Origin of the sequence: Nocardia sp. CC213A, assembly GCF_030766805.1 — a bacterium.
GTDB classification, from domain to species: Bacteria; Actinomycetota; Actinomycetes; order Mycobacteriales; family Mycobacteriaceae; genus Nocardia; species Nocardia otitidiscaviarum.
In genome coordinates this window covers 53,681-79,637 of sequence record NZ_JASFXA010000009.1, presented here as the reverse complement: position 1 = coordinate 79,637, position 25,957 = coordinate 53,681, and the positions used below count along the sequence as shown (strand labels likewise).

The following is a 25,957-nucleotide window of genomic DNA, read 5'->3' as shown; positions in this document are numbered from 1 at the left end:
CGGTCCGGTGGCACCTTCGGTGCGAACGACGCATGCCGGTGCGATGCTCTGCCAGCATGCGCGGTCGCCTCTCGATGGAGCGTGTGCCGTGCGGCCGTGTCGCTGACTTCCGTGCTCGGTCCGCCGTTCCAGGCGCGCGGGGGCCGCGCGACCCACGTCTACGCGTCGAGCAGGCGGGCGACGACCCGGCGGTACAGCTCCGGTTCGGTCGGCGGCAGGCCGAGCAGGGCACGCAGGTAGACGCCGTCACCGACCAGGCTGACGATCTCCGCGTGCACCGGATCGTGGATCTCGTTGTCCAGACCGGTCTTCCAGGTGGTCATCACCTCGGCGAGGGCGCGGTCGACCTCGTCCACCCCGGTGTCGTGCGGGCCGTCGACGGTGCGCATGGCGGCCAGCATGGAACGGTACAGGGCCAGTTCGAGGGCGTCGGACTCGTTGTCCGGATGCGGGCTCTGCAGATACCACTCGGCCACCGACCGGCCCTGCGCCACCGCGGAATCGAGTTGCTCGTGGGCGCGGTCGCCGAGGCGGCGGACCAGTCCGGCCAGCAGGGCGTCCTTGGATTTGAAGTGGTAGAGCAGGCCGCCCTTGGAGACGCCGGCCGTGGCGGCCACGTTCTCCAGGGTGACCTGGGACATGCCCTTGTCGAGCAGCAGGGTTTCGAGGGCGTCGAGGATGCGGTCGCGCGTCGATGTCACGGCCATCACTGTACCGTCCGGACGGTTGATCTGTTACTGTACCGTCTGGACGGTTCGAACTCGGAAAGCAGCGAAGGATATGACCACCCACCGCAACGCCCGGTCCGCACCCGGAACCGCGGCGCTCCCCGACAGTGCGGCCGACCGCCGCGCCGTCGACACACCCCTCCCGGCCGGTCGACCCCCACGGGCGACCGCCCGCACCTGGGCCGGACTGAGCGTGCTCGCCCTCGCCCTGCTGCTGGTCTCGGTCGACGCCACCGTGCTCGACCTCGCGATCCCCGCCATCAGCGGCGACCTCGCCCCGACCACTCCGCAGCTGCTGTGGATCATCGACGTCTACTCGTTCGTGCTGGCCGGACTGCTGATCACCATGGGCACCCTCGGCGACCGCATCGGCCGCCGGAAACTGCTGCTCATCGGCGCGGTCGGCTTCGCGCTGGCCTCGGCGCTGGCCGCCTGGTCGATCAGCCCCGAGATGCTCATCGCCGCCCGCGTGCTGCAGGGCGTCGCGGGTGCGACCCTCATGCCCGCCACCCTCGGCCTGATTCGCGGCATGTTCGCCGACCCACGGCAGCGCACCGTCGCCATCGCGGTCTGGGGCGCGATGGCGGGCAGCGGCGCGGCCGTCGGCCCGCTGCTGGGCGGCTGGCTGCTCGAGCACTACTGGTGGGGTTCGGTGTTCCTGGTGAACCTGCCGGTCATGGCGTTGCTCGTGGCGCTGGCCCCGGTGCTGGTGCCGGAATCGCGGGACCCGAATCCGGGCCGTTTCGACCTGGTCAGCGCCGGACTGTCGATGCTGGCGCTGATCCCGATCGTGTTCGCGGTCAAGAAGATCGCGGCGCACGGCGTCAGCTCGGCGGCAGTGGTCGCGGCGCTGGTCGGCGTGCTCGCCGGCGCGGCGTTCCTGCGCCGTCAGCGCCGTCTTGCCGCGCCGCTCATCGACCTGGAGCTGTTCGCGCTGCCGCCCTTCCGCGCGGCGGTGCTGACCAATCTGCTGTCGGTGTTCGCGCTGGCCGGTGTGCTGTTCTTCGGGTCGCAGTACCTGCAGTTGGTGCTGGGCAAGGCCCCGCTGCAAGCGGGTCTGCTGCTGATTCCCGGCACCATCGGCAGTTTGACGGGCTCACTGGGCGCGGCCTGGCTGGTGCGCCGTTGGCGTCCGGTATCCGTACTGGTGTCCGCGCTGCTGGTGGCGGCCGTGGGTGCGCTGCTGTTCTGGCTGTTGCGTGCCGATGCGGCGGCCCCGGTGTGGCCGTTCGTGCTCGGCTTCCTGCTGATCGGTCTGGGAGCCGGTGTGGCGCTGACGGTTTCGGCCGACATGATCGTCAGCTCGGCACCCGCCGAGCGGGCGGGCAACGCGGCCGCGATCTCCGAGACGGCCTTGGAGGGCGGTATCGCCCTGGGCGTCGCCATCCTCGGCAGCGTGGTGATGTCGGCCTTCCGCCATGGCCTGGATCTGTCCACGGTCCCGCCCGCCCGGGTGGACGCGGCCCGCGAATCCCTCGGCGGCGCTGTCGAAACCGCCAGCCACCTCCCCGCCTCGGCGGCGGCCACCCTGGTCGACTCGGCCCACTCGGCCTTCGTCACGGGCATGCACCTCGCGGCCACCGGCACCACGGCGATCCTGCTGCTGGCGGCGGTCATCGTCTACCGGGCAGCCGGAGTCTCCGACCGTCGCAACAGGGTCTTCCGGGCCTGATCTTTGGCACGGAATGTCGGCGGTTGTGTCAGAACCGTCGGCTTCCGGCGGGCTAGCGTTTTCTCGCGGTTCGCTTTGGTCGGGGGCGCGCTGCCCGAGGGCGTGGGCACTCCACGCTCCCCGGCACGTTTTGGACGCAGGGGACACGGTTTCACCTGCGCGTATCAGTCAGGAATTTCAGCGTGAACATCTCGATTACCCGGTGGCGCGGACGCACGGGCGCGGTTGCGGCCGGACTGCTCACCACCGCAGCACTCACCCTCGGCGCACCGATCGCGTCGGCCGATCCGATCACCGATCTGCTCTGCAATGCCGGATCGTCCCAGTTCTGTCCCGCTCCCCAGGCTCCCGCCCCTGCTCCGCAGGCCCCCGCGCCCGCCCCGCAGGCCCAGCCGGAGCAGCCCGCTCCGGAGCCGCAGGCACCGTCGACCTACTACCGGAACTGCGACGAGGTCCGCCGCGCGGGCCAGGCCCCACTGCATCGGGGCGACCCGGGCTACGCGCCGCATCTCGACCGCGACAATGACGGAATCGCCTGCGAGCGAGCCTGATCCACATCGCCTGCTCGGGGACCGGTAGACCCCGGCCCCGGCTGCCGATGGTGTCCCCACCACACCGTTCCCACACGCACGCGACTGTCGGAGCAACCTGGGTCGTGCCGCGCCGACGTGGGATTACCGCCCGCTCCGGGCGGGTCCGGCCGCGGCGGACCGCCGCTGCGATCTACTCGTTCTTGCCGGGCGGCAGTTCGCGCGGCCCGCGGTATTCGAGGGCCGGGTGCTGCCGAGCGCTCAGCTCGGTCTGCTGGGGTGCGGGCGGAAGACCGTAGCCGTGGGCGGCCTGCCCGCCCGGCAGGGCGGAGTAGCCGGGGGCGTAGCCCGGGTGCTGGGCGTACGGCTGGTCGACCACGGTCGAGGCGACGTGGTGGGCGTACTGCTGCTGGGCTCCCGGGGGGAGTTGGTAGCCAGGCTGCTGGAACTGGTAGCCGGGCGGCTGCGGCTGGGCGGAGTCCTCGGAGTCGACGGTCACCTTGCGGGTGCGGCGCAGGGTGAAGGTGATCTCCTCGGCTTCCTCGAACGCCTGGCGGACGGTGCGCAGCGGATGGGTCGCGGTGTCGATGGCATTGGCGACGAAGGAGGGCACCAGCGGGCGGATCCAGCGCGCGGCCGTATCGGTGAAGGGCACCGTGCCGATAATCGGAAGCTCCAGGCCGCCACCGGGTTTCGCCTGCTCCGGGCGCGGCGCGGCACCGGCCGGGGCGAGTGCGCCGCCCGCGGCGGCCGGGGCCACGGCTCCCGGCGCGATCTGGGCGGGCAGGTTCGACGGTGTCACGATCCCCTCCTGAGACACGGAGCTGTCCTTTCGGTCTCCGGCCGCGGCGGCCGGTAGTTCGTGCGCCGGCGCGTCGTCCAGCGCGGCGCGGTCGAATTCGTTCACCGCGCGGCGGCCGGATTCGGTGATGCCGATCTCCAGCCCGCCGATGGCGGCGATGATGCGTTTGCGCTGCTGTTCCCGGTTGATGGCGGTGTCGGCGTGCGCGGTGAGTCTGGCGGCGGTGATCGCCTGTTCGGCGTGCAGCTTCTCGATCTCGACCCGGGTCCGCGCGCGCCCCACCGCGATGGCGGTCTCGGCCTCCTGCGCGGCGCGGTCGGTGTCGGCGCGGAAGGCGACCCGCCGGTCGAACGAGGTCTCCCCGCGCCACCACCGCAGCAGCAGCGGCAGCAGGGCCAGCAGCACCATGAGCACGATGGTGGCGAGGCGCAGCGCCAGCGCGCCGCCGTGCGCCGTGGTGTGGTCGTTCATGGCGACCCAGCGCGCGCCCAGTCCGCGGTCGCCGTCGGTGTAGGCGGCGTCCCGCGCGTCGGCGAGGGCCTGCTCCTTGTCGGAGACCCGGGCGTCGAGTCCGGCGATCCGCTCCTCGGCGGCGGTGAGCCGAGCGCGCGCGTCGCCGAGCATCTCGTTGGCGGTGCGCTCCTCGGGACCGCGTCCCGGTACTCCGGTGATGCGGTTGCTCGGGCAGTCCGGGCCGGGGTTGTACTCGCAGCGCGCGATCACCAGCGCGGCGTCGATATCGGTTTTGGCCTGGGCGATCTGCTGGTCGAGCGCGGTGCGGTCGGTGCGCGCGCGATCGAGTTCGTCGCGGGCGGTGACCACAGTCGCGACGGATTCGGTTTCGGTCCGTGCCCGGTCGTCCAGCAGCCGGTCCACGGTGCCGCCGAACAGTACGGTGCTCGCCAGTTCGGCCACCATCACGCCCGCCAGCACCGCCACGGCGACACGCCCGGCGAATTCGGCTCGGCTACGGCGTGTTTCACCCCGTGCGGGTGCCGGAACCGTCGCCATCACCCGCCCGACGGCTCCGGCCAACAGGGTGGCGAACAGCGCGATGAGGACGATGCCGACGATCGGCCAGCCGGCTGCCCCGGTAGCCGGGGCGGTGACCGCACCGGCGACACCCGCGAACAGCGCCACCACCGCGCCGGTGAGCGTGTAACCGGACAGTTCGTGCCGGTCGGTCAGGTGGCTGTCGCCGCCGCCCAGCCAGGTCAGCAGCGTGCGGACCCCGGCGGCGGGATCGGACGGCCCGGGTGAGCGCTGCGCGGGCGGTGTGGAGGATGGTGCGCTGCCGCCCGCATCGGCGGGAATGTGCGGCTCAGGGACGTGTGGGGCGGTCATGGGATCTCACATCCTCTAAGTCCCAGGGTGTTTCGGCCGTGCGAAACTATCGCTTATTCGTTATCTCAGCGTGACAGGCCGAGCCTGGTTCCACCGAGTGGGCCGCGAGGGATGTGTTCAGGCTCACATCGGCGAGTTTCCGGCGCGTTTCGTGCGCTTGATCACCCCGAACCGCCCCGGCAAATGTGAGCTACCGCATATTCAACGTTAGCCAGTCGTGTGCTGAGCTGGGTGAACGGTAAACGATTCCGTACGGTCGGAACATTGCCGTGACCTGTCTCCCAGGCGCTCCGGACGGGGTGGTGAGGTGTCCGGAAAGTTAGCCACCTTACGTCCGGTTTATCCGAAGTGATTGCGGGGAAATCTGTTTCGATGCAGGTGAGAGGGCATACCGGCATGTGAGCGGGGCGATCCTCCGCTCGGGCCGGTCACCTGGACAACAGTGGCGAACTCGACTGAAACGATGCCGCTCGGCTGCTTTACACTAGAGAACGCGCAGGTAGTGGAGGATCGATGGAGAAGCCCAGCTAGACACTGTTATTAGTGCAACCTAAGTTGGTTGGGCTCAAGTCCTGACTTATCGTTTGCTCTTACGTCGAACGCGACAAGTTCGGCATATCGCCCCAACAGCCGGGACCAGATCGGTGCCCAGACTAAAGGGCGAAAACGGCGCGGCAGGTAGCCAACACGTAAGCGTTGGGTTACCGCCGAGCACCCGACTAGGAATTCGAAGCGGGTGGACAACTAGAGAGTTGACTGCACGGTATGACCATCAGCGCCGCTGGTCAGGAAGCCGACTGTGACTGCAACGTCCGGGCGCAGTCTGACGGAGGCGTTCGACGAAGGCCGCATTCTTCGAAGGCCTGTTTTTGTGAAGGCAGAGGCATGACGCAACTTCCTGGCCACAGGTCCCCCACCGGCGGTGCCGGTTACGGGCACGGACCCCGCGGGCTCTATGACCCGGCGAACGAACACGACGCCTGTGGTGTCGCATTCGTCGTCGACATGCACGGCCGTCGCAGCCGCGACATTGTCGACAAGGCAATCACGGCACTGCTGAACCTGGAGCACCGAGGCGCAGCCGGCGCGGAGCCGAACTCCGGCGACGGCGCGGGCATCCTGATCCAGCTCCCGGATCGCTTCTTCCGGGCGATCGTCGACTTCGAGCTGCCCGCCGAGGGCTCGTACGCCACCGGCATCGCCTTCCTCCCACAGGCCCGCCGCGAAGCCGCGCGCGCCGCCTACCGGGTCGAGAAGATCGTCCGCGAGGAGGGCCTCGAGGTCCTCGGCTGGCGCGAGGTGCCGATCGACGAATCGTCGCTGGGCGCGCTGGCCCGCGACGCCATGCCGACCTTCCGGCAGATCTTCATCGCCTCGCCCAAGGGTGGCTCGGAGCAGCTCTCCGGCATGGACCTGGAGCGCCGCGCCTACGTCGTCCGCAAGCGCATCGAGCACGAGCTCGGCAAGGCAGGCGCCGGCGCGGGACCGGTCGGCAAGGAGTCGGTCTACTTCCCGAGCCTGTCCGGCCAGACCTTCGTCTACAAGGGCATGTTCACCACGCCGCAGCTGCGCGCGTTCTACCTGGACCTCCAGGACGACCGCGTCGAATCCGCACTCGGCATCGTGCACTCCCGCTTCTCCACCAACACCTTCCCCTCGTGGCCGCTGGCGCACCCCTTCCGCCGGGTCGCGCACAACGGTGAGATCAACACCGTCACCGGCAACGAGAACTGGATGCGCGCCCGCGAGGCGCTGCTGAACTCCGACGTCTTCGGCACCGACGCCGAGGGCAACAACCGCCTGGAGAAGATCTTCCCGGTCTGTACCCCGGGCGCGTCGGACACCGCGCGCTTCGACGAGGTGCTCGAACTGCTGCACCTGGGCGGCCGCAAGCTGCCGCACGCCGTGCTCATGATGATCCCGGAGGCGTGGGAGCGCCACGAGAACATGAGCCCCGCGCAGCGCGCGTTCTACCGCTACCACTCGTTCCTCATGGAGCCGTGGGACGGCCCGGCGTCGGTGTGCTTCTCCGACGGCACCGTCATCGGCGCGGTGCTGGACCGCAACGGTCTGCGCCCCTCGCGCATCTGGGTCACCGACGACGGTCTGGTCGTGATGGCCTCCGAGGTCGGCGTGCTCGACATCGACCCCGCCAAGGTGGTCAAGAAGGCGCGGCTGCAGCCGGGCCGCATGTTCCTGGTCGACACCTCGCAGGGCCGCATCATCGGCGACGAGGAGATCAAGGAGGAGCTGGCCGGCGAGCACCCGTACCAGGAATGGCTGGACGAGGGCCCGACCAAGCTCGGCGATCTGCCCGACCGCCCGCACGTGCACATGTCGCACGACCGCGTGCTCATTCGCCAGCAGATCTTCGGATACACCAACGAAGAGCTGAACCTGTTGCTCGCTCCCATGGCGGAGAAGGGCATGGAGGCGCTCGGCTCGATGGGCACCGACACCCCGATCGCGGTGCTGTCCAACCGGTCGCGACTGCTGTTCGACTACTTCGCGCAGCTGTTCGCGCAGGTCACCAACCCGCCGCTGGACGCCATCCGTGAAGAGGTCGTGACCTCGCTGCGCACCCTGATCGGACCCGAGTCCGATCTGCTGCACCCGGGCCCGGAGTCCTGCCGTCAGATCACCCTGACCCAGCCGATCCTGGACAACGACGAGCTGGCCAAGCTGGTTCACATCAACGACGACGGCTCCCGTCCGGGGCTGCGCTCGGTGGTCGTGCACGGTCTGTACCCGGTCAAGAAGGGCGGCAAGGGGCTGCGCAAGGCCATCGAGGCCGTGCAGCGCCAGGTCTCGACGGCCATCGACGGCGGCGCGCGCATCATCGTGCTGTCCGACCGCGAGTCCAATGAGAAGCTCGCCCCGATCCCGTCGCTGCTGCTGACCGCCGCCGTGCACCACCACCTGGTGCGCGAGCGCACCCGCACCAAGGTCGGCCTGGTCGTGGAGGCCGGTGACGCCCGCGAGGTGCACCACATGGCCATGCTGATCGGTTTCGGCGCGGCAGCCATCAACCCGTACATGGCCTTCGAGTCCATCGAGGACATGCTGGAGCGCGGCGCGCTGTCGCTGGGCACCGGTTCGGTCGAGTCCGATTTCAAGAAGGCCGTCGCCAACTACAACAAGGCGGCGGGCAAGGGCGTGCTGAAGGTGATGTCCAAGATGGGCATCTCCACCGTCGCGTCCTACCGCGGCGCGCAGCTGTTCCAGGTGGTCGGCCTGTCGCAGGCGCTGTGCGACGAGTACTTCGTCGGCCTGAACTCGCCGCTGGACGGCATCGGCCTCGACGACATCGCCGACGAGGTCGCGGCCCGGCACCGGCTGGCGTTCCTGGAGAACCGCAACGAGCGCGCGCACCGCGAGCTCGAGGTCGGCGGTGAGTACCAGTGGCGTCGTGAGGGCGAATACCACCTGTTCAACCCGGACACGGTGTTCAAGCTGCAGCACGCCACCCGCTCGGGGCAGTACTCCATCTTCAAGGAGTACACCAAGATGGTGGACGACCAGACCGAGCGGCTGGCCTCGCTGCGCGGCCTGTTCAAGTTCAAGTCCAAGGGCCGCAACCCGATTCCGATCGACGAGGTCGAGCCCGCCAGCGAGATCGTGAAGCGGTTCTCGACCGGCGCGATGAGCTACGGCTCCATCTCCGCCGAGGCGCACGAGACTCTCGCCATCGCGATGAACCGGCTCGGCGGCCGCTCGAACTCCGGTGAGGGCGGCGAGCATCCGGCGCGCTTCGAGCCGGAGGAGAACGGCGACTGGCGGCGTTCCGCCATCAAGCAGGTGGCATCGGGTCGCTTCGGCGTGACCGCGCACTACCTGACCAACTGCACCGATATCCAGATCAAGATGGCGCAGGGCGCGAAGCCCGGCGAGGGCGGCCAGCTGCCCGCGCACAAGGTGTACCCGTGGGTCGCCGAGGTCCGGCACTCCACTCCGGGCGTCGGCCTGATCTCGCCGCCGCCGCACCACGACATCTACTCGATCGAGGATCTGGCCCAGCTGATCCACGACCTGAAGAACGCGAACCCGCAGGCGCGGATTCACGTGAAACTTGTCGCGGAGCCGGGCGTCGGCACCGTCGCCGCGGGTGTGTCCAAGGCGCACGCCGACGTGGTGCTGATCTCCGGCCACGACGGCGGCACCGGTGCCTCGCCGCTGACCTCGCTCAAGCACGCGGGCGGCCCGTGGGAGCTCGGCCTGGCCGAGACCCAGCAGACGCTGCTGCTCAACGGTCTGCGCGACCGCATCGTGGTGCAGGTCGACGGTCAGATGAAGACCGGCCGCGATGTCATGATCGCCGCGCTGCTGGGCGCCGAGGAGTACGGTTTCGCGACCGCTCCGCTGGTGGTCTCGGGCTGCATCATGATGCGCGTGTGTCATCTCGACACCTGCCCGGTCGGCGTCGCCACCCAGAACCCGATCCTGCGCGAGCGCTTCACCGGCAAGCCGGAATTCGTCGAGAACTTCTTCATGTTCATCGCCGAAGAGGTGCGCGAGCTGCTGGCGTCGCTGGGGCTGCGCACCCTGGACGAGGCCGTCGGCCGGGTCGACCTGCTCGACACCACCGCTGCCAAGTCGCACTGGAAGGCCAGCAAGCTGGACCTGTCGCCGATCCTGGACGACGTCGAGACGGCGTTCATGTACCAGGACCGCCGCCGGACCAAGGAGCAGGACCACGGCCTGGACAAGGCGCTGGACAACCAGCTCATCACCCAGGCGCGCGACGCGCTGGAGCGCGGCAAGCCGGTCAAGTTCGAAACCAAGATCACGAACGTGAACCGGACCGTCGGCACCATGCTCGGCCACGAGGTGACCAAGCTGTACGGCGGCGCGGGCCTGCCCGACGACACCATCGACATCACGTTCACCGGTTCCGCCGGTAACTCCTTCGGTGCGTTCGTCCCGGCCGGTATCACCCTGCGCGTGCTCGGCGACGCCAACGACTATGTGGGCAAGGGTCTTTCGGGCGGACGCATCGTCGTCCGGCCGTCGTCCGACGCGCCCGCCGAATTCGTGGCGGAGCAGAACATCATCGCGGGCAACGTGATCCTGTTCGGCGCCACCAACGGCCACGCGTTCATCCGCGGTGTGGTCGGCGAGCGCTTCGCGGTCCGCAACTCGGGCGCCACCGCGGTGGTCGAGGGCGTGGGCGACCACGCCTGCGAGTACATGACGGGCGGCCGGGTGGTCATCCTCGGCGAGACCGGCCGCAACTTCGGCGCCGGCATGTCGGGCGGTGTCGCCTACGTCTACAACCCGAACGGCACCTTCGCGGGCAATGTCAACCCCGAGCAGGCCGATGCCATCGAGCCGCTCTCGGGTGAGGACTTCACCTGGCTGCACGACATCGTGGCCCGCCACCGCGACGAGACGGGTTCGGCCGTGGCCGAACGCATCCTGGGCGACTGGTCGCAGCAGGTGAACAACTTCGTCAAGGTCATGCCGCGCGAATACAAGAAGGTCCTGCTCGCCATCTCCGAGGCCGAGGCTTCGGGCCGGGATGTCGATGAGGCCATCATGGAGGCAGCTCGTGGCTGATCACATCGGTGCCGCGGGTGCGGTGAGGCGCTGCGATCATTCAAGGCGGCTCGTGGCTGATCAGTTCGCGGCCGACGTTACCGCGGTGCGACGCACCAGCCTTGTTCGGTGCGCCGGATGGCGCGTTAGCTTTTGTCAGGAGTCGTAAATGGGTGACGCACAGGGCTTCCTGAAGCACACCAAACGGGAACTGCCGACTCGCCGTCCGGTGCCGCTGCGCCTCATGGACTGGAAAGAGGTCTACGAGGAGAACTTCTCCCACGAGACCCTCCAGCGCCAGGCCAGCCGCTGCATGGACTGCGGTATTCCCTTCTGCCACAACGGCTGCCCGCTGGGGAACCTGATTCCCGAGTGGAACGACCTGGTCTACAAGGGTGCGTGGAAGGAGTCGTTCGAGCGGCTGCACGCCACCAACAACTTCCCGGAGTTCACCGGCCGCCTGTGCCCGGCTCCGTGCGAGTCGTCCTGCGTGCTCGGTATCAACCAGGATCCGGTCACCATCAAGCAGGTCGAGGTCGAGATCATCGAGAACGGTTTCGACGAGGGCTGGGTCACCCCGGTGTACCCGACCCGTCTGACCGGCAAGAAGATCGCCGTGGTCGGTTCCGGCCCGGCCGGTCTGGCCGCCGCGCAGCAGCTGACCCGCGCGGGCCACACCGTGACCGTGTTCGAGCGCGACGACCGCATCGGCGGCCTGCTGCGCTACGGCATTCCGGAATTCAAGATGGAGAAGCGCTTCATCGACCGCCGCCTGGCGCAGATGGAGGCCGAGGGCACCGTCTTCAAGACCGGCGTGAACGTGGGCGTGGACATCACCGCCGAGCAGCTGCGCGAGCAGTTCGACGCGGTGGTGCTGGCCGGTGGCGCGACCATCGCGCGCGATCTGCCGATCCCGGGTCGCGATCTGGACGGCATCCACCAGGCCATGGAGTTCCTGCCGCTGGCCAACCGGGTGCAGCTGGGCGACCCCATCACCGACGACGAGGGCCTGCCGCCCATCAACGCCAAGGGCAAGAAGGTCGTCATCATCGGTGGCGGTGACACCGGCGCGGACTGCCTGGGCACCTCGCACCGGCAGGGTGCGGCCTCGGTGCACCAGTTCGAGATCATGCCGCGTCCGCCGGAGGAGCGCGCCGCGTCCACCCCGTGGCCGACCTACCCCCTCATGTACCGGGTCTCCTCGGCGCACGAGGAGGGCGGCGAGCGGGTGTTCTCGGTGAACACCGAGCGTTTCGTCGGCGCGGACGGCAAGGTCACCGGCCTGCAGGCGCACGAGGTGCAGATGGTGAACGGCCGCTTCGAGAAGGTCGAGGGCACCGACTTCACCCTCGAGGCCGATCTGGTGCTGCTGGCCATGGGCTTCGTCGGCCCGCAGAAGAACGGCCTGCTCGAGGATCTGGGCGTCGGCTACGACCAGCGCGGCAACGTCAAGCGCGACAACGCCTGGCAGACCACCGTCCCCGGCGTCTTCGTCGCGGGCGATATGGGTCGCGGCCAGTCCCTGATCGTGTGGGCCATCGCCGAGGGCCGTGCCGCCGCCGCCGCGGTGGACAAGTACCTCGAGGGCGATTCCGCCCTGCCGTCCCCCATCACCCCCACGATGGTCGCGCAGCGCTGACCCGCTGAATCGAATACATCATCGACGCCCACGGACTCGAGTCCGTGGGCGTCGTCGTGTCACTTGGCGGCTGAACCGGCAGATTCGGCCCATCCGAGTGCGATGATCGGTACGATCGGCGGTATGGCTCCGAGAACGACCAAGGTTTCGCTGTCTCTGGACAGTTACGCGTGGCGTATTGCCGAGGCCGAGGCGGCCAAGGCGGGCATATCCACATCGGCATGGGTATCCAAGGCTATCCGCGACAAGGCGATTCGGGACTTTCGGCCGGTCGTGACGCCGGTGGCCGACGAAGCGGCCACCGAAGCCTACGAGGCTGAGCAGGCCGCTGCCGATGCCGCCGAACGCCGCCACAAGGGCGCTGCGTGAGGCGCGGAGACATTCACAGTTACGGCAAACACGGTGCGGCGCTGCAGAAGATTGTGCTGCTCGCCTCCAATCAAGCGGTCCTCGATTCGGAACGCCCGTGGTTCATGGGTCTCGACATTGTCGAGGAGAACGACGGTGACATTCTCACGGTCGAGATCCCGGGCCATGGTTGGGTCAACACCGCCACCACGCACCGTCTGTACCGGCAATGGGTCGGTGACCGGCTCGGCACGGCCGACCCGGACACCGTCGAGCGCGTGGAGTCTGCCCTTCGAGCTTCGCTGGACCTGTAGCGGGCAGATCCGCCGGCCGCGGGCATCGTCACGAGTGTGGTGTGGCTGGGGTTGTTCGGGCTGCTGTTCTTCGGGTGACCGCGCGTTCGAAGGCGCGCAGGTCCTCCTGGAGTTGGTGGTTGAGCCAGTAGTCGCCGATGAAGCCGAGAATGCCCGCCAGACAGAGCCATTGGATGGGGTCGATGACCAGGGACACCTCGGCGGGCTCCAGGAACATGAGGCCGGTGATCACGGCGATCAGCGGAATCGACGCCGCCACCGCGAGATAGCGGTTGCAGCGGCGGCCCAGCGCGCGCAGCGCGGCGCTGTCGTCGGTGGTCTCCCCGTGCACCAGCAGGCGCGGATAGAAGCAGCGCACCACGCAGAAGGTGACCAGGAAGAATGGATACACCACGGCGATGGTCCCGCTCACCACCAGCGTGGTGGAGAAGTGGATGATCTGGCGCACCGACAGATCCGAGTAGGCCAGCAGGACGAACGGCGTCACCAGGGCGTGCAGCATCCAGCCGCCGAAGGCCACCAGCGCCACCCGGTCGCCGTCGACTAGGGTGTCGCGCCGCGCCTGCGCGAGGATCGCGGTGTCCACGGTCCCGCCCCGCCGTACCACCCGCCACACCAGGAAGGCGCGGCGGCACAGATAGTTGGTCACCACGATGGCGATCGGGGTGGTGAGGACGCCGAGCAGACCGCTGATGTCCTGGAGTCGCTCCCGCTGATCCGGGCGCACCCAGGCGTAGAACAGCGGGGCGTTGTGCAGGTTGTTGTACAGCACGCCGAGGATGAGCCCGGCGGTGCTGGCCAGGCTGATGATGGCGAGCAGGGACCACGGTCCGAGTTTGGCGCGCAGGCTGGTGTGCGGCGGGTCTACCAGATCGCGGGCACGCCGATCCAGGCACAGGCCCAGCTGCTGCGCCAGTTCGGCCCCGCTGGCCCACCGGTCCTGCGGGCGCGGGGCCAGGCAGCCGAGCAGGACGCGGCGCAGGGTCGGCGGCGTATCCGGGGGCAGGTCCATCAGATGCTGTTGCGCGACTTCGCGTTTGCGCAGTTCCAGCATGCGCTCGAGGGAGGTGGCGGAGTCGCCCGCGCGCGTTTCGTCGTCGAAGGGCCGGTGGCCGGTCAGCAATTCCCACAGCATCACCCCGAGGGCGTAGATATCGCTGCGGTCGTCGAGGTGTTCGGCGGTGGTGGGCAGGTGCGGATGGCAGGCGGCGAGCTGTTCGGGCGACATGTACGCCAGCGACCCGCCGAAGTAGGCGAGCGGGCTGGTCCCGGCGACGTGGCGGCCGAAGCTCACGTTGAAGTCGGCGAGTTTCGGCGCGCCCTCGGCGGTGAGCAGCACATTGGCGGGTTTGATATCGCGGTGCAGCACGCCGTGGCGGGCCGCGTAGTCGAGTGATTCGGCGAGCTGTTTGCCCAGCCACGCCACGGCCTCCGGCCAGGTGGCGGCGGCCAGTTCGGTGCGGATGAGGGAATCGCCGTCCACGATGTCGCCGCGGGCGCGCATGGCCGCGTCCACCGCCTCCAGCAGCAGTGTGCCGCTGCGCTGTTCGGGCGGGCGGGCGCGCACCAGGGTCAGCACGTCGTGCAGGGTGCCGCCCGGCAGGTACTGCATGTACAGCAGTTTCAGGTCGCGGTCGGCGAGCAGCCGCTGATCGTAGACGCGCACAATGTGGTCGTGGTCCAGTTGCGCCAGCGTCTCGGATTCGGTGCCGCGATTCTGCGAGATCTTCACCGCCACCAGGCGTTGCATGGAGCGCTGCCAGGCCAGGAACACACGCGCGAAGGCTCCGCTGCCCAGTTCGCTGAGCAGGTCGAAGTCGCCCATGCGGTCGCCCACCTCGATGCCGTCCAGAGCTTCCTGCGCCCAGGGCACCGCGATCAGGGTGCTGCGGTAGTCGTCGGCGGCGAGGGCGGGCACGGTGTCGTCGGTGTCGACGCGACCGCTCGGTTCGGGTTCGAGCCCGGCGCGGCGCAGCGCGTGGAATTCCTCGTAGACCAGATCCGGCGGCAGCGGTTCGGCGCCGAGTTCGACGTATTCCGTGAGGTAGTCGGCGAGGCGTTTGGGGTGGTGGAAGCGCACCCAGCGGTATTCGAGGTCGACCTTGATCAGTTCGATGAGGCACAGTCGCCGGAATTCGGGTGCGTCGGGCAGGAAGCGGGCCAGTTCGGGTGGCGCCTGCGCGGTTTCCCAGGCGGCGGCGAACCGCGCGACTACTGATGTCAGCAGTGAACGGGTCGCGCGGACAGCATCCGATCGGATTGCCGACTCCACCTCATGCCCTCCACCCCGACGAGGAACTACAAGTCAGTATGCGCCCGCGAACCGAGCGAACACCTGCGAATTTCGGTGTGCGATACATCGGTAAGTTCGCACAGGCCGTCGCGAGTGCGGACCGGTCGCCACGGTCTCACCCCCTCCACAGTGGCGTGCATCACAGAGCCGGTGTGTGAAAGATGTTGGCAGCAACGCAAATCGGACGTTTTCCCGCGGTTGGTCGGCGACGACGCCAAGGCCCCTTTATCCTTGTCACCGGTGTGTCGCCGATCTCTGCGCCGGCGTTGAGTTCGCGAATCTCATACGGGTGGGGTTACCTGCGTTAACTCGGTGTGCACGGAAACGTCATCGGACGACCGCACCATGATCGGGAATCGGGACGTGACCGGTTACGTCCCGGGGCAGGTGAACTGGAGCACTATGCGGTTGAAGAAGATTGTCGCCGCTGCGGGGGCAGCGGCGAGTGTGTTGTCCGGCCTCGTGCTCGGCGGTGGCGGATCCGCGGTGGCGGATCCGGGATGCCCGAGCCTGTACACGGTCGCCGTCCCGGGGACCTGGGAGACCGGCAAGGACAAGGATCCCGAGCACGGCATGCTGTCGGGTGTGACCGACGGGCTACCCGGGCGCGTGGACTACGTGAGCTATGCCGCGACCGCCTTCCCCTGGGAGGGCGACGTCTACGGCGCGTCCAAGGCGGAAGCCACCGCGAACGCCCGAAATCTGGTGCTCGCCATGGCAACCCGCTGCGCCTCGACCAAGATCGCGATCGTGGGCTACAGCCAGGGCGCGGACGCGGCCGGTGACCTGGCCGCCGAGATCGGCACCGGGATCGGGCCGGTATCCCCGGACCGGGTCGTGGCCGTCGGCCTGCTCTCCGATCCGCGCCGCTCGCCCGCGGACATCCAGGTCGGCCCGGCCGCACCGGGCGCCGGGGCCGGTGGCCCGCGCGTCGGCGGCTTCGGCTGGATCGCCGACCGGGTGCGCACCATCTGCGCCATCGGCGACCTGTACTGCTCGACCGAGGAGAGCGACTTCGTCATGCGCTTCGCCGGATTCCTCGCGCAGGCATCCAATCCCAGTCCGGCCAGCATGTGGCGCTACCAGCAGGAACTGGGTGCGATCATGACCGATCTGATGGCTCAGGGTGGCTTCCCCACCTTGCAGGCACAGCTCAGCGAGGACGCCAACCAGCAGCGCATCGAGCAGTTGCGGCAGTTCTACGGCACCGGCACCCACCAGATGTACGGCAGCTACCCGGTCGGCGGCGGTCAGACCGCCGTCAGCTGGATGCACAACTGGATCGCCCGCACCGTGTGACCGTCCGGCTCGTGACCGTCGAAGGCCGCCCCGCCGCGCCGGGGCGGCCTTCGACGTCCGTCAGCCGCTGCCGAACGATCCGGTCGAGGGCCGGATCGGGAAGGGCTCAGGATTCGGCGCGGGCCGATGGTCGGGCCGACCCGGATCGCGGTCGGGGACCGGACGTTCCGGACCGCCGCCGGGGTGCTGTGGACCCGGGCGGGAGATCTCCACGGCGGTGGGCGCCGCCGCGGTCGCCGGAATGGCGACGGCGGCGAGCGGAATGGCCGTCAACGCGGCCGCGAACGTGGCACGCCCGATCACCCGGCGGCGTCCGGAGTTCCTCGTGAATCGCATCGGAGTCCTTTCGGTCTGATCCGTACCGCCGTGGCAGCGGTCCGTGCGATCCATGAGAATCCGCCGAGCTGTGCCCGCGGTCCGATGGAGCTGGGAGTCCGCTGGGAGCGTCAGCGCAGCGCGGGGGGGAGCAGATCCCACACGTGGCTGTTCTCGTTGACGGTGGCCGCCGTGCGACGCCCGCTGCGCGAGTACAGGATTCGGGTGACCGAGCAGTAGTCGATCGGAAAGGTGAGCGGGCGTTCGAGGCCCAGCACATCCTGCAGCAGCACATTGATCACACCGCCGTGCGCGAAGGCGACCACCGTATCGGTGTGGTCGGCGGCGGCGGTGATCGCCGCGACCGTGTCCAGCACCCGGGCGCGGAAGGCGTCGGCGTCGATCTGCTCGGGGATGTACCCGGCCTTGATCCGCTCGTACACCTGCTGGAATTCGCGTTGCGCGTCCTCGATGGGGATGTACACCGGCAGGTCGCGATCGTATTCGGCGAGACCGTCGCAGATGTCGATCGCCAGGCCCAGCTTCTCCGCGGTGGGCCGCGCGGTTTCGCGGGCGCGCAGCTGCGGGCTGCTCACCACCCGGGCCACCCGGTGCGGGGCGAGCACTCCCGGAACCCGCCCGGCCTGCTGGACGCCGATCTCGGTGAGGTCGGGATCGGCCGCCACGGCGGTGCCGTGCATGTCTGGGGCGGTGCCGTGCATGTCTGGAGCGGCGGTGCCGTGGATGCGCTGCGGCTGGGCGTGACGGACGAGGATCAACTGCACGTCTCCTACTGTGCCGTACCCCCGACCCGGACCTCCGGCCCGGGTCGGCCCCGCCCCTACTTCTTCTTGCGCTGGGTGACCAGGTAGACGATGCCGAGAATCAGCACCACCAGCCCGATGCAGCAGATCGCGCCGAAGATCAGCCCGCCCTTGCCGCCGCTCTTCTTGCGCTTGGCCTGGTGCTCGAGCGCGGCGGTCCAGGTGTCGGGACTGGCCCAGACCGAGTGGTCGAGCAGATTCGCCTGGGTCATCAGGTCCAGGTAGTACATGTGGGAACCCCCGTTCGGTTCGCGACCCGTGGCACGGGCCGATCGTCGAACGGTAGTCGTGCCCGGGCCACGTCGCGTTAATACGCGCAGGTCAGGCCGCGACATACCGCGCGACACGGGATTCTGCCATCATCGTGAATCGCTCTGCGCGGTACGTGGTTTCACCAGCGGGAAGGGCAGTGTCTCGCGGATGCTGCGCCCGGTGAGCAGCATGACCACGCGATCGACGCCGACGCCGAGTCCGCCGGTGGGCGGCATGGCGTGCTCGAGCGCCTGCAGGAAGTCCTCGTCCAGCTCCATGGCCTCCGGATCGCCGCCCGCCGCCAGCATGGACTGCTCGGTGAGCCGTCGACGCTGTTCGAGCGGATCGGTCAATTCGCTGTAGGCGGTGGCGAGTTCGACACCCCAGGCCACCAGGTCCCAGCGCTCGGTGACCCCGGCGATATGCCGGTGGGCGCGGGTCAGCGGGGAGACCGAGGTGGGGAAATCGATGTAGAAGGTGGGCTCCTCGGTGTGGGATTCCACCAGGCGCTCGTACAGTTCGAGCACGAGCTGGCCCTCGTCCCAACCGAGTTGGTAGGCCACCCCGGCCTTGTCGCACAGCAGCCGCAGCCGCTCCACATCGGTGTCGGGCGTGATGGTTTCGCCGAGCGCCTGGGAGACCGCGCCGTGCACGGTCTTGACCGTCCACTCGCCGGAGATGTCCACCTCGGTGTAGCCGCCGTCGCTGTCGGGCCGCAGCGCCACCATCCTTCCGTTGGCCGCCACCGCCGCCTGCTGGACGAGCTGGCGGCAGGCGTGCATCATGCGCTCGTAATCACTGTGCGCCTCATAGGCTTCCAGAATGGTGAACTCGGGATTGTGGCTGTAGTCCACGCCCTCGTTGCGGAAGACGCGGCCGAGTTCGAAGACCTTCTCCATGCCGCCCACGCACAGCCGCTTGAGGTACAGCTCCGGCGCGATGCGTAGGTACAGGTCCAGATCGTAGGCATTGATGTGGGTGGTGAACGGGGTGGCGTTGGCCCCGCCGTGCACCTGTTGCAGCACCGGGGTTTCCACCTCCAGGAACCCCCAGCCGCCGAGGGTGTCGCGCAGGGAGCGCACCACCGCGCTGCGCTTGGTGAGCAGCTCGCGGGTCTCGGAGTTGACCGCCATGTCCACATAACGCTGCCGCACCCGCGCCTCGGGATCGGCCAGGCCTTTCCACTTGTCCGGCAGCGGATGCAGGCATTTGCCGATCATGCGCCAGTCCTGCGCCAGCAGCGACAGCTCGCCGCGGCGGCTGCGGCCGATCTGCCCGCTCACCTCGATCAGGTCGCCGAGATCGAAGAACTCGTCGAATTCGGCGGCGCGACCGGTGCCGACCCGGCCGCGGTCGATCATCAACTGGATCTCGCCGGACCAGTCGCGCAACAGCGCGAACACGACGCCGCCGTAATCGCGAATTCGTAACAGCCGCGCGCACACTCGCACCGTGGTGCCCTGCGGCGACCGCCGGGCGGCGGCGATGGTGTGCGTCGGCGGATAGGCGACCGGGTAGGCGTCGATGCCGCGTTCGGTGAGCCGCCGCAACTTGTCCATGCGCACCCGGACCTGCTCCGGACGCCGCGGTCCCGGATCGGCCGCGGCGTCCTCGGCCGGATCGGGCGCGCTGCCGTCGGCGTGCAGGCCGGTGATGGTGTCGGGCACCGCGGAGGTCACGCCGGTGTGCCGGGTCGCGTCCGGCTGGGTGCCGAAGCGCGGCAGGAAGCCCTCCGCCAGCGCGCTGGCGATGGCCACCCGGGGCAGCTGCCGCCGATCCTCGTACAGCGAGAACCGCGGCACCCAGACGGGCTGGTACTTCACATTCGACCGGTACAGCGCCTCCAGCTGCCACCAGCGCGAGAAGAACATGAGGATCGAACGCCACAGGCGCAGTACGGGTCCCGCGCCGATCCGCCCGCCCTCCTCGAACACCGCGCGGAAGACCGCGAAGTTGAGCGAGATCCGGGTGATGCCGTACTGGTCGGAGTTCAGCGCCAGCTGCGAGATCATCAGTTCCATGATCCCGTTGGGGCCCATGGGGTCCCGGCGCATGAGATCCAGGGAGACGCCGGTGCGGCCCCACGGCACCAGCGACAGCATGCCCAGCACCCGGGGTTCGTCGTTCGGGCCGGTGCAGCTGGCGGGGTCGATCGCCTCCACCAGCAGGCAGTTCCCGTCGAGCGGGTCGCCGAGGCGGCCCAGCGCCATGGAGAAGCCGCGCTCGGTCTCGGTATCGCGCCAGGCGTCGGCGCGGGCGATCACCCGCCGCATCTCCTCCGGAGGCACTTCGGCGTGCCGGCGCACCCGCACCACCACGCCCTGTTTGCGCAGTCGATTGGCGGCCTGGCGCACCTGCTTCAGTTCCGGTCCGGCCAGCGAGAAGCTCCGGGTCTCCAGAATCGCCTCGTCACCCAGCCGCAGTGCCGACAGTCCGGCGCGCCCGTAGGCGGTGGCGCCGGCCTCACTGGCACCCATGACCGCGGGGGCCCAACCGTATTCGTCGCACATGCGCAGCCAGGCGTCGATGGCGTGCGGCCACGCCTCCCGCAAGCCGATGGGATCGCCGGAGGCCAGACACACCCCGAGCTCCACCCGGAAGGTGAGCGCCGCCTTGCCGCTGGGCGCGAACACCACCGACTTGTCGCGGCGGGTGGCGAAGTAGCCGAGCGAATCCGCCACGTCGGAGCGCTCCAGCAGTCCGCGCAGCGCCGACTCGTCGATACCGGTGAGCGCGTTGGCCGCGCGTTGCGACCGGAACAGCACCACCGCGGCCGCCACCACCGCCGCCGCGCCGAACAGGCCGAGCAGCAGGTTCACGAAGTGCGGCGGATGCCCGTCGAAGTTCTCGTTGCTCACCAGGATGGCCGCGGTCACCCGGGAGACCGCCCACGCCGGTCGCTGGATGCCGCCGGGCAGGCTGCCCGGGAACAGTTCCACCAGTCCCCAGCCGATGAGGCAGCCCGCGGCCAGTCCGCCGCCGAGCACGGCGAGCGCCTTCCACACCGCGCCGGGACGCACCCGGGTGTAGAACTCCGGCCAGGCGGCGACGAGCATCCCGATCGCGCCCAGATGCACGATGAGGGCGACCAGGGCGTGATAGTCGCGCACGGCGGCGAATTCGATGCCGTTGGCCAGCGCGTACAGGGCGAGGTAGCCGACCAGCACCCACCAGGCGATGCGTTTGCGGCTGGCGGTCGCGCCCGCCAGCAGGCCGACCATGAGCGCCCACATGAGGCTGGTGTCGGGGGCGTCGAAGTAGTAGTCGTCGAGGTAGTGCCGCAGTCCGGAGGTGAGGTAGCGCAGGGCGGGGGAGATGCTCCACAGTGCACAGCACACGGCGAAGACACCCAGTACGAGACCGGCGAGGTGCGGCACCTCGCCGAAGCGCCCGTGTCCCCGGTGCGGAACCTCCGGTGACCGCGCCTCCGGTCTGTGCTCGGAGTCGTGGTGGTGCCGGTCCTGCGTCGAAGTCACCGCACCAGTGTGTCTGGTGCGACGGCACATTGTGGAGAAGCCACCGGGTACGTGTCTCGGGACCGGGGAACCGCGGCCTACCGGCCGGTCGCGAGGTCGCGTTTTGGCGCGGGAGCGTCGGCGGGTGAGGATGTACCCATGTCGGATCCTGTCGATGTGCCGATCGCGGACGAAGTCATTCGACTCGGCCAATTCCTCAAATTGGCGAACCTCATCGATTCCGGTTCGGAGGCCAAGACCGTGATCGCACAGGGCCTGGTGCGCGTCAACGACGAGGTGGAGACGCGTCGCGGCCGACAGTTGCAAGCGGGCGACGTGGTCACGCTCGCGGGCCACAAGGCCCGTGTCGCGGCGGACTGAGCCTTACGCGCGTCTCCCGCACCCGTGACAACTGGTCTCGGGAGGCGAGGGTAACTCGGGGGTACGGCCGAAATCGGTTCGGCACACGGCCGCCGGCACGCGTGTATGACGGCCGACGGCTCAGCTGTGCGCTGAAGTCCCGGAGAGGCGGGCTAGCTCTCGGCGCGCACGACGACGCCGTCGTGGTCGCTGTAGAGCATGTCGCCCGGCACGAAGGTGACGCCGCCGAACTCGACCGGCACGTCCTTCTCCCCGGAGCCGGTCTGGGTGCTCTTGCGCGGATTGGTGCCCAGCGCCTTGATGCCGATGTCGAGGGTGCGCAGGATGGCCGAGTCGCGGACCGCGCCGTTGACGACCACACCGGCCCAGCCGTTGTCCACGCCGCGTCCGGCGATGATGTCGCCGACCAGGGCGGTGTGCACGCTCGCGCCGCCATCGACGACCAGCACCCGGCCCGCGCCGGGTTCGCCGAGGGTCTGCTTGACCAGCAGATTGTCATGGAAGCAGCGGATGGTCACGATGCGACCGGAGAAGGTCTCCCGGCCGCCGAACTGAATGAACTGGGTGTCGCAGCTGCGGATCTCCGGGCCGATCTCATCGGCCAGGTCGGCGGTGGCGACGGGGTTCGCGGAAGTATTGGCTGAATCGGTCACGGGGTTCATCTTCCCCTGTGGTTACCGATGAGTATTCGCGGCCCCTCGGGGCGGCGGGCATACCGGGGTCGGCGTCGTCGGCGACCGTCCGGATGCGTGATCAGGCGTTGGCGTCGCTGCGGTGGTAGGCGGCGATCTGGGTGGTCAGGTGGTGCGTGGAGCTCTTCACGGCCATCTTCACGAACGGCTCGATGGTCTTGCCCAGCAGTTTGCCCGCGATACCGCCCGGCACCCGGTAGTCGACGATGGCGTCGACGGTGCAGGCGTGCTCGCCCTTGGCGTGGAACAGGAAGGTGGACTCGATCTCGAAGCCCTTGATGGACTTCACGCCGATGGCGAAATTCTCTTCGTGGCGGACGATCTCGATGGTCGAGTGCAGTGTGACGGGGCCGAGTTGAATGGTGCCGTCGAAGGTCGCGCCGACGCCCTCGGTCTGTTCGGTGAGCGGGGTGAACGCGCTGATCTCGGTGATGAACTTCGGAAGATTGCGGTAGTCGTTCACGTAGGCGAACGCGGATTCGGCCGAGGCCGCGCAGTCTGCGATGATCTTGACTTCGGTCATGCGCTCGACTGTAACGTGTTCTAGTTTTGGTCGGCGGGTCGGGTGTGTCACACCAGGTCTCACGCGGTGACGGCGAGTGTAGCAGCGAGTCCGAAAACGACCGCGATGGCGACCGTCTCCAGCACCGCGCGCCGCAGCGACGACTCGGCCGTCATGCGGTGATCGGCGGCCACCGGCACCCAGCGCCTGCGCCACCACCAGCCCAGCGCGATCAGCGCCGCCAGCAGTACGGTCTTGGCCAGCAGAATGCGACCGTAGCCGGTGGTCACCAGCGCCGCCGGACCGCCCATCCGCACCAGACCGTTCACCAGGCCGGTCAGTCCCACCACGCCCACCAGCGGTAGCGCCCACGCCGAATAGCGGGGCAGCAACACCGCCCACTCGCCGCGGGTCCGCACCACCAGCGCCAGCGCCAGCAGCAGCCCGAACCAGGCCGCCGCCGCCAGCGCGTGCACGGCGGCCAGCACCGAACCGAACGCCTGCTGTGACATATGTCCCGTGATCGGCCGCAGCGCGAGGGTCACCGCCGTGAACACCAGCACCAGATCGGGGGTGGCCCGCTCCGGCAGCCGGAAACCGAAGGCGCTGTAGGCCGCCACCGCACCGCTGCCGAGCAGGATGGCGATGCCGATCTGGCCGCCGCTCACATCGGTGAGGAAACCGCCGAACTGCCGCGCGCCCAGCTCACCCACCGAGACACCCAGCACCTCGGCGGCTTCGAAGGCGAGCATGGCGAATTCCAGGGCCGCCCACACCCCCGCCGCGATGGCGAGCACGCGCCACGGGATGTCGAGCCGGTCGTGCAGGCGGGGGAGTGCGGCCAGGCCGAGCACCGCCGCGCCCGCGCAGTCCGCCAGTGCCCGGGTCGGGGCCTCCGGCTGCACCGGGTCGGCCCCGGCCAGCATCCACGCCAGCAGTGCGCCCAGCAGGCCCGCGGGGACGACCAGCAGCAGCCAACGTCGGATGCCGCCGGTCCCCCCACGGCGATCGGTGCGGTCGGACCGGCTCACGAACGTCGCTTACCCCGACCACCGAGCAGCGCGAAGGCGAGGCCGCCGCCGAACAGCACCACCGCGCCCACGATGAAGATCCACAGCGGGAAGCCGCCGCCGTCGCCGTCCTCGCCCGCCTTGGCATTCGCCTTCGGGCCGGGGGTGCCGGTGCCCTCCTGGGTGAGCGTGAAGCTGATCTTGCCGCTCACCGGGTGGCCGTCGGCCGAGGTGACCCGGTAGGCGATCTTGTACTCGCCGACCGGACCCAGTTCGCCGACCGCCACGCTGATGCTGCGGCCCGCCACCGTCGGCTCGCCCTTCGACCACAGATTGCCGTCCGGACCGGTCACGGTCATGGACGGGAAACTGGTCTGCAGATCCTCGTTGAAGGTGACCGTGGCCCGCTCCGGCCCGGTCGCGATCTCCGCCCCGGCGGCCGGGTCGCTGCCCACCACCGATGAATGCGCACTCGCGGTGCCCGCGCCCAGCAGGGTCATACCGCTCACCAGCAGGCCGGTGACCACACCGGCGATCACACGTCGCATCATGACCGGCGGCTCCGCAGGACCGCGCCCAGACCCAGGGCCGAACCCAGCGCGCCCAGCGCCAGGCCGATGCCGCCGAGCCAGCGGGCGGTGGTGTCGGTGTCGGTCTCCGCGGCGGCGGAGTCGCCGACGGTGTGGCCGTGCCCGTCGCCGTCGCCCGCCGCGAGAGTCAGTGTCGGAGCGGGATGTTCGGGCTCCGCACCCCCGGTCTCCGGCTGATCCCAGCGCACGACCGTGCCGTCGCTGTAGGTCTGGGCGGCGGCGAAGCTCACGGTCTCGGTCTCGGGGAGCCGCCCGAGGGAGATGACGAATCGCTGGAACTGGCCGGGACCCACACCCGGATTGCCCGGCTCGGCGGTCCAGGTGACCGAGGTCGCCTCACCCTGCGCATTGCGGTCGACCTTCGCGGCCCACCCCGGCAGCGGCTCGGTGCGGGCGCTCTTCAGATTCGGCAGGGTGACAACGAGTTCGGTGGTGGACGCGGTATCGGATTCGGTCGGCACCCGGAAGGTGGCGACCGTGTACCCGCCCTGCTGCGCGCCGGGCGCGTCCACGGTGACATGGGCGAAGGCGGTACCCGCGCCCAAGAGCGTGAGGCTCGCGGCCGCGACGGCCGTGCCGAGCGCACGCGATAGCGATGTGTGCATAGGTGGATGGCTTTCTCTGACAAGGGGTTCGGTGGGTGCCGGTGTCGTCGGCCCAACAGGTGTTGTCGGCCCAACGCGGCAGTGGTGTTGTCGGCCCAGCGGCAGTGGTGCGCTCAGCCGGTGTGCGTCAGCCGCTACGACGACCATCGCGCCGGTCGGCCCGCGACCGATGTCGAACGCCCCGTGCGGCGTAGTGCCTCGGTGCGATGCGTGACCCGGTACACGTCGGCAGTGCGACAGCCCGTGTGCGTCGGCGGTGCCGACCCTCGGTGCGGCTGCGGTCAGCGACAGCCCGGAACGGGCGGTGCGCGGGGGCCGATCGCACCGACGGCCAGCGCGTGCCGCACCGCTCCCGCCACAGTCGGCCACCGGCTCACCTCACCGCCCGTCGCCGGCACCGCAGGGCGGGTGGTCGCCGCCCGGACCGCCTGGGAGACAAGCCCGTACAGCCGCTCGACCACCGCCAGCAGCACCGCGCAGCACCCGGCCGCCAGCACATGGGCCGTGATCATCCACCGGTCGGCCACCGCACCCGCACCGTGGGTGTGCCCGGACAGCGCCGACAGCGCGCCGTGGCAGGCCAGCTGCCCGGCGAGCAGCCAGCCGAGCAGCGCCATCCGGGATCGCGTCGATACCGCCGCCGACACCCCGGCCGCACCGGAGATCAGCAACAGCAGCGTTACCCCGGCCGACTCGGGAATGTCGGCCCCGGCCGCGCCGTGCGCGGCAATGGCCAGCGCCGCGACCGTGACCCCTACCAGGAACCCGCGCACGCGGCGCGACTCATGCTGTCGTGCAGGTGATTCCGCACCGCGCACGGTGACCGG

Annotated in this window: 21 protein-coding genes; 8 read left to right on the top strand and 13 right to left on the bottom strand. The window is 69.3% G+C overall.

Annotated features, from left to right (window positions below):
* Window positions 1-158 precede the first annotated feature (158 nt).
* Window positions 159-707 (bottom strand): TetR/AcrR family transcriptional regulator, encoded by a 549-nt coding sequence (locus QJS31_RS18160; RefSeq protein WP_306357234.1) that lies wholly within the window; start codon window positions 705-707, stop codon window positions 159-161.
* A 73-nt stretch (window positions 708-780) separates the two neighbouring features.
* Between QJS31_RS18160 and QJS31_RS18155 the strand changes: the two genes are divergently transcribed.
* The gene (locus tag QJS31_RS18155) at window positions 781-2,400 is read left to right on the top strand and encodes an MFS transporter (RefSeq protein ID WP_282777504.1); all 1,620 of its coding nucleotides are present in this window, start codon (window positions 781-783) and stop codon (window positions 2,398-2,400) included.
* Window positions 2,401-2,582: 182 nt separating this feature from the next.
* Window positions 2,583-2,951: an excalibur calcium-binding domain-containing protein gene (locus tag QJS31_RS18150; RefSeq protein WP_370450370.1), complete on the top strand. Its 369-nt coding sequence runs from the start codon at window positions 2,583-2,585 to the stop codon at window positions 2,949-2,951.
* Between the two features lie 172 nt (window positions 2,952-3,123).
* On the opposite strand, the gene QJS31_RS18145 is transcribed toward QJS31_RS18150, so the two are convergent.
* Window positions 3,124-5,076 (bottom strand): DUF4407 domain-containing protein, encoded by a 1,953-nt coding sequence (locus QJS31_RS18145; protein ID WP_306357233.1) that lies wholly within the window; start codon window positions 5,074-5,076, stop codon window positions 3,124-3,126.
* Window positions 5,077-5,961: 885 nt separating this feature from the next.
* On the opposite strand from QJS31_RS18145, the gene gltB reads away from it, so the two are divergent.
* The 4 genes from gltB (at window position 5,962) to QJS31_RS18125 (ending at window position 12,912) form a co-directional block, all read left to right on the top strand.
* Complete coding sequence (gene gltB / locus QJS31_RS18140; protein WP_282777500.1) at window positions 5,962-10,632, top strand: glutamate synthase large subunit; 4,671 nt, start codon at window positions 5,962-5,964, stop codon at window positions 10,630-10,632.
* Window positions 10,633-10,780: 148 nt separating this feature from the next.
* Window positions 10,781-12,250, top strand: coding sequence for a glutamate synthase subunit beta (locus QJS31_RS18135; protein ID WP_282777499.1), 1,470 nt, complete (start codon window positions 10,781-10,783; stop codon window positions 12,248-12,250).
* A 123-nt stretch (window positions 12,251-12,373) separates the two neighbouring features.
* A complete protein-coding gene (locus QJS31_RS18130; RefSeq protein ID WP_282786027.1) occupies window positions 12,374-12,619 on the top strand; it encodes a hypothetical protein in 246 nt (81 codons plus the stop codon).
* A 53-nt stretch (window positions 12,620-12,672) separates the two neighbouring features.
* Window positions 12,673-12,912 carry a hypothetical protein gene (locus QJS31_RS18125; protein ID WP_306357232.1) on the top strand — a complete coding sequence of 80 codons (240 nt, stop codon included), beginning with the start codon at window positions 12,673-12,675 and terminating at the stop codon, window positions 12,910-12,912.
* 28 nt (window positions 12,913-12,940) lie between these two features.
* Here the strand turns inward: QJS31_RS18125 and QJS31_RS18120 are convergent, their stop codons facing one another.
* Window positions 12,941-15,184, bottom strand: a complete 2,244-nt coding sequence (locus QJS31_RS18120) for a serine/threonine-protein kinase (RefSeq protein WP_282786029.1) — start codon at window positions 15,182-15,184, stop codon at window positions 12,941-12,943.
* Between the two features lie 423 nt (window positions 15,185-15,607).
* On the opposite strand from QJS31_RS18120, the gene QJS31_RS18115 reads away from it, so the two are divergent.
* Complete coding sequence (locus QJS31_RS18115) at window positions 15,608-16,504, top strand: cutinase family protein (protein ID WP_306357308.1); 897 nt, start codon at window positions 15,608-15,610, stop codon at window positions 16,502-16,504.
* 60 nt (window positions 16,505-16,564) lie between these two features.
* On the opposite strand, the gene QJS31_RS18110 is transcribed toward QJS31_RS18115, so the two are convergent.
* The 4 genes from QJS31_RS18110 to lysX form a co-directional block, all read right to left on the bottom strand.
* Complete coding sequence (locus QJS31_RS18110; protein WP_306357231.1) at window positions 16,565-16,840, bottom strand: hypothetical protein; 276 nt, start codon at window positions 16,838-16,840, stop codon at window positions 16,565-16,567.
* A gap of 110 nt (window positions 16,841-16,950) precedes the next feature.
* The gene (locus QJS31_RS18105; protein ID WP_306357230.1) at window positions 16,951-17,604 is read right to left on the bottom strand and encodes a histidine phosphatase family protein; all 654 of its coding nucleotides are present in this window, start codon (window positions 17,602-17,604) and stop codon (window positions 16,951-16,953) included.
* Window positions 17,605-17,660: 56 nt separating this feature from the next.
* The gene (locus QJS31_RS18100; protein WP_143983343.1) at window positions 17,661-17,873 is read right to left on the bottom strand and encodes a hypothetical protein; all 213 of its coding nucleotides are present in this window, start codon (window positions 17,871-17,873) and stop codon (window positions 17,661-17,663) included.
* Window positions 17,874-18,002: 129 nt separating this feature from the next.
* Complete coding sequence (gene lysX, locus QJS31_RS18095) at window positions 18,003-21,371, bottom strand: bifunctional lysylphosphatidylglycerol synthetase/lysine--tRNA ligase LysX (protein WP_306357229.1); 3,369 nt, start codon at window positions 21,369-21,371, stop codon at window positions 18,003-18,005.
* Between the two features lie 138 nt (window positions 21,372-21,509).
* Between lysX and QJS31_RS18090 the strand changes: the two genes are divergently transcribed.
* Window positions 21,510-21,731, top strand: coding sequence for an RNA-binding S4 domain-containing protein (locus tag QJS31_RS18090; protein ID WP_039808223.1), 222 nt, complete (start codon window positions 21,510-21,512; stop codon window positions 21,729-21,731).
* A gap of 152 nt (window positions 21,732-21,883) precedes the next feature.
* Here the strand turns inward: QJS31_RS18090 and rraA are convergent, their stop codons facing one another.
* The 6 genes from rraA to QJS31_RS18060 all read right to left on the bottom strand — a co-directional run bounded on the left by rraA (window position 21,884) and on the right by QJS31_RS18060 (window position 25,903).
* On the bottom strand, window positions 21,884-22,384 hold the full coding sequence (gene rraA, locus QJS31_RS18085) for a ribonuclease E activity regulator RraA (RefSeq protein ID WP_306357228.1): 501 nt from the start codon (window positions 22,382-22,384) through the stop codon (window positions 21,884-21,886).
* 100 nt (window positions 22,385-22,484) lie between these two features.
* Window positions 22,485-22,946, bottom strand: coding sequence for an SRPBCC family protein (locus QJS31_RS18080; protein WP_039808229.1), 462 nt, complete (start codon window positions 22,944-22,946; stop codon window positions 22,485-22,487).
* Window positions 22,947-23,005: 59 nt separating this feature from the next.
* Window positions 23,006-23,956, bottom strand: coding sequence for a CopD family protein (locus tag QJS31_RS18075; RefSeq protein WP_282780704.1), 951 nt, complete (start codon window positions 23,954-23,956; stop codon window positions 23,006-23,008).
* Complete coding sequence (locus tag QJS31_RS18070) at window positions 23,953-24,486, bottom strand: copper resistance CopC family protein (RefSeq protein ID WP_306357227.1); 534 nt, start codon at window positions 24,484-24,486, stop codon at window positions 23,953-23,955. The genes QJS31_RS18075 and QJS31_RS18070 overlap by 4 nt, the downstream gene beginning before the upstream one ends.
* Window positions 24,483-25,130 (bottom strand): YcnI family protein, encoded by a 648-nt coding sequence (locus tag QJS31_RS18065; RefSeq protein ID WP_306357226.1) that lies wholly within the window; start codon window positions 25,128-25,130, stop codon window positions 24,483-24,485. The genes QJS31_RS18070 and QJS31_RS18065 overlap by 4 nt, the downstream gene beginning before the upstream one ends.
* Before the next feature lie 281 nt (window positions 25,131-25,411).
* Window positions 25,412-25,903, bottom strand: coding sequence for a hypothetical protein (locus QJS31_RS18060; protein ID WP_282780710.1), 492 nt, complete (start codon window positions 25,901-25,903; stop codon window positions 25,412-25,414).
* Window positions 25,904-25,957 lie beyond the last annotated feature (54 nt).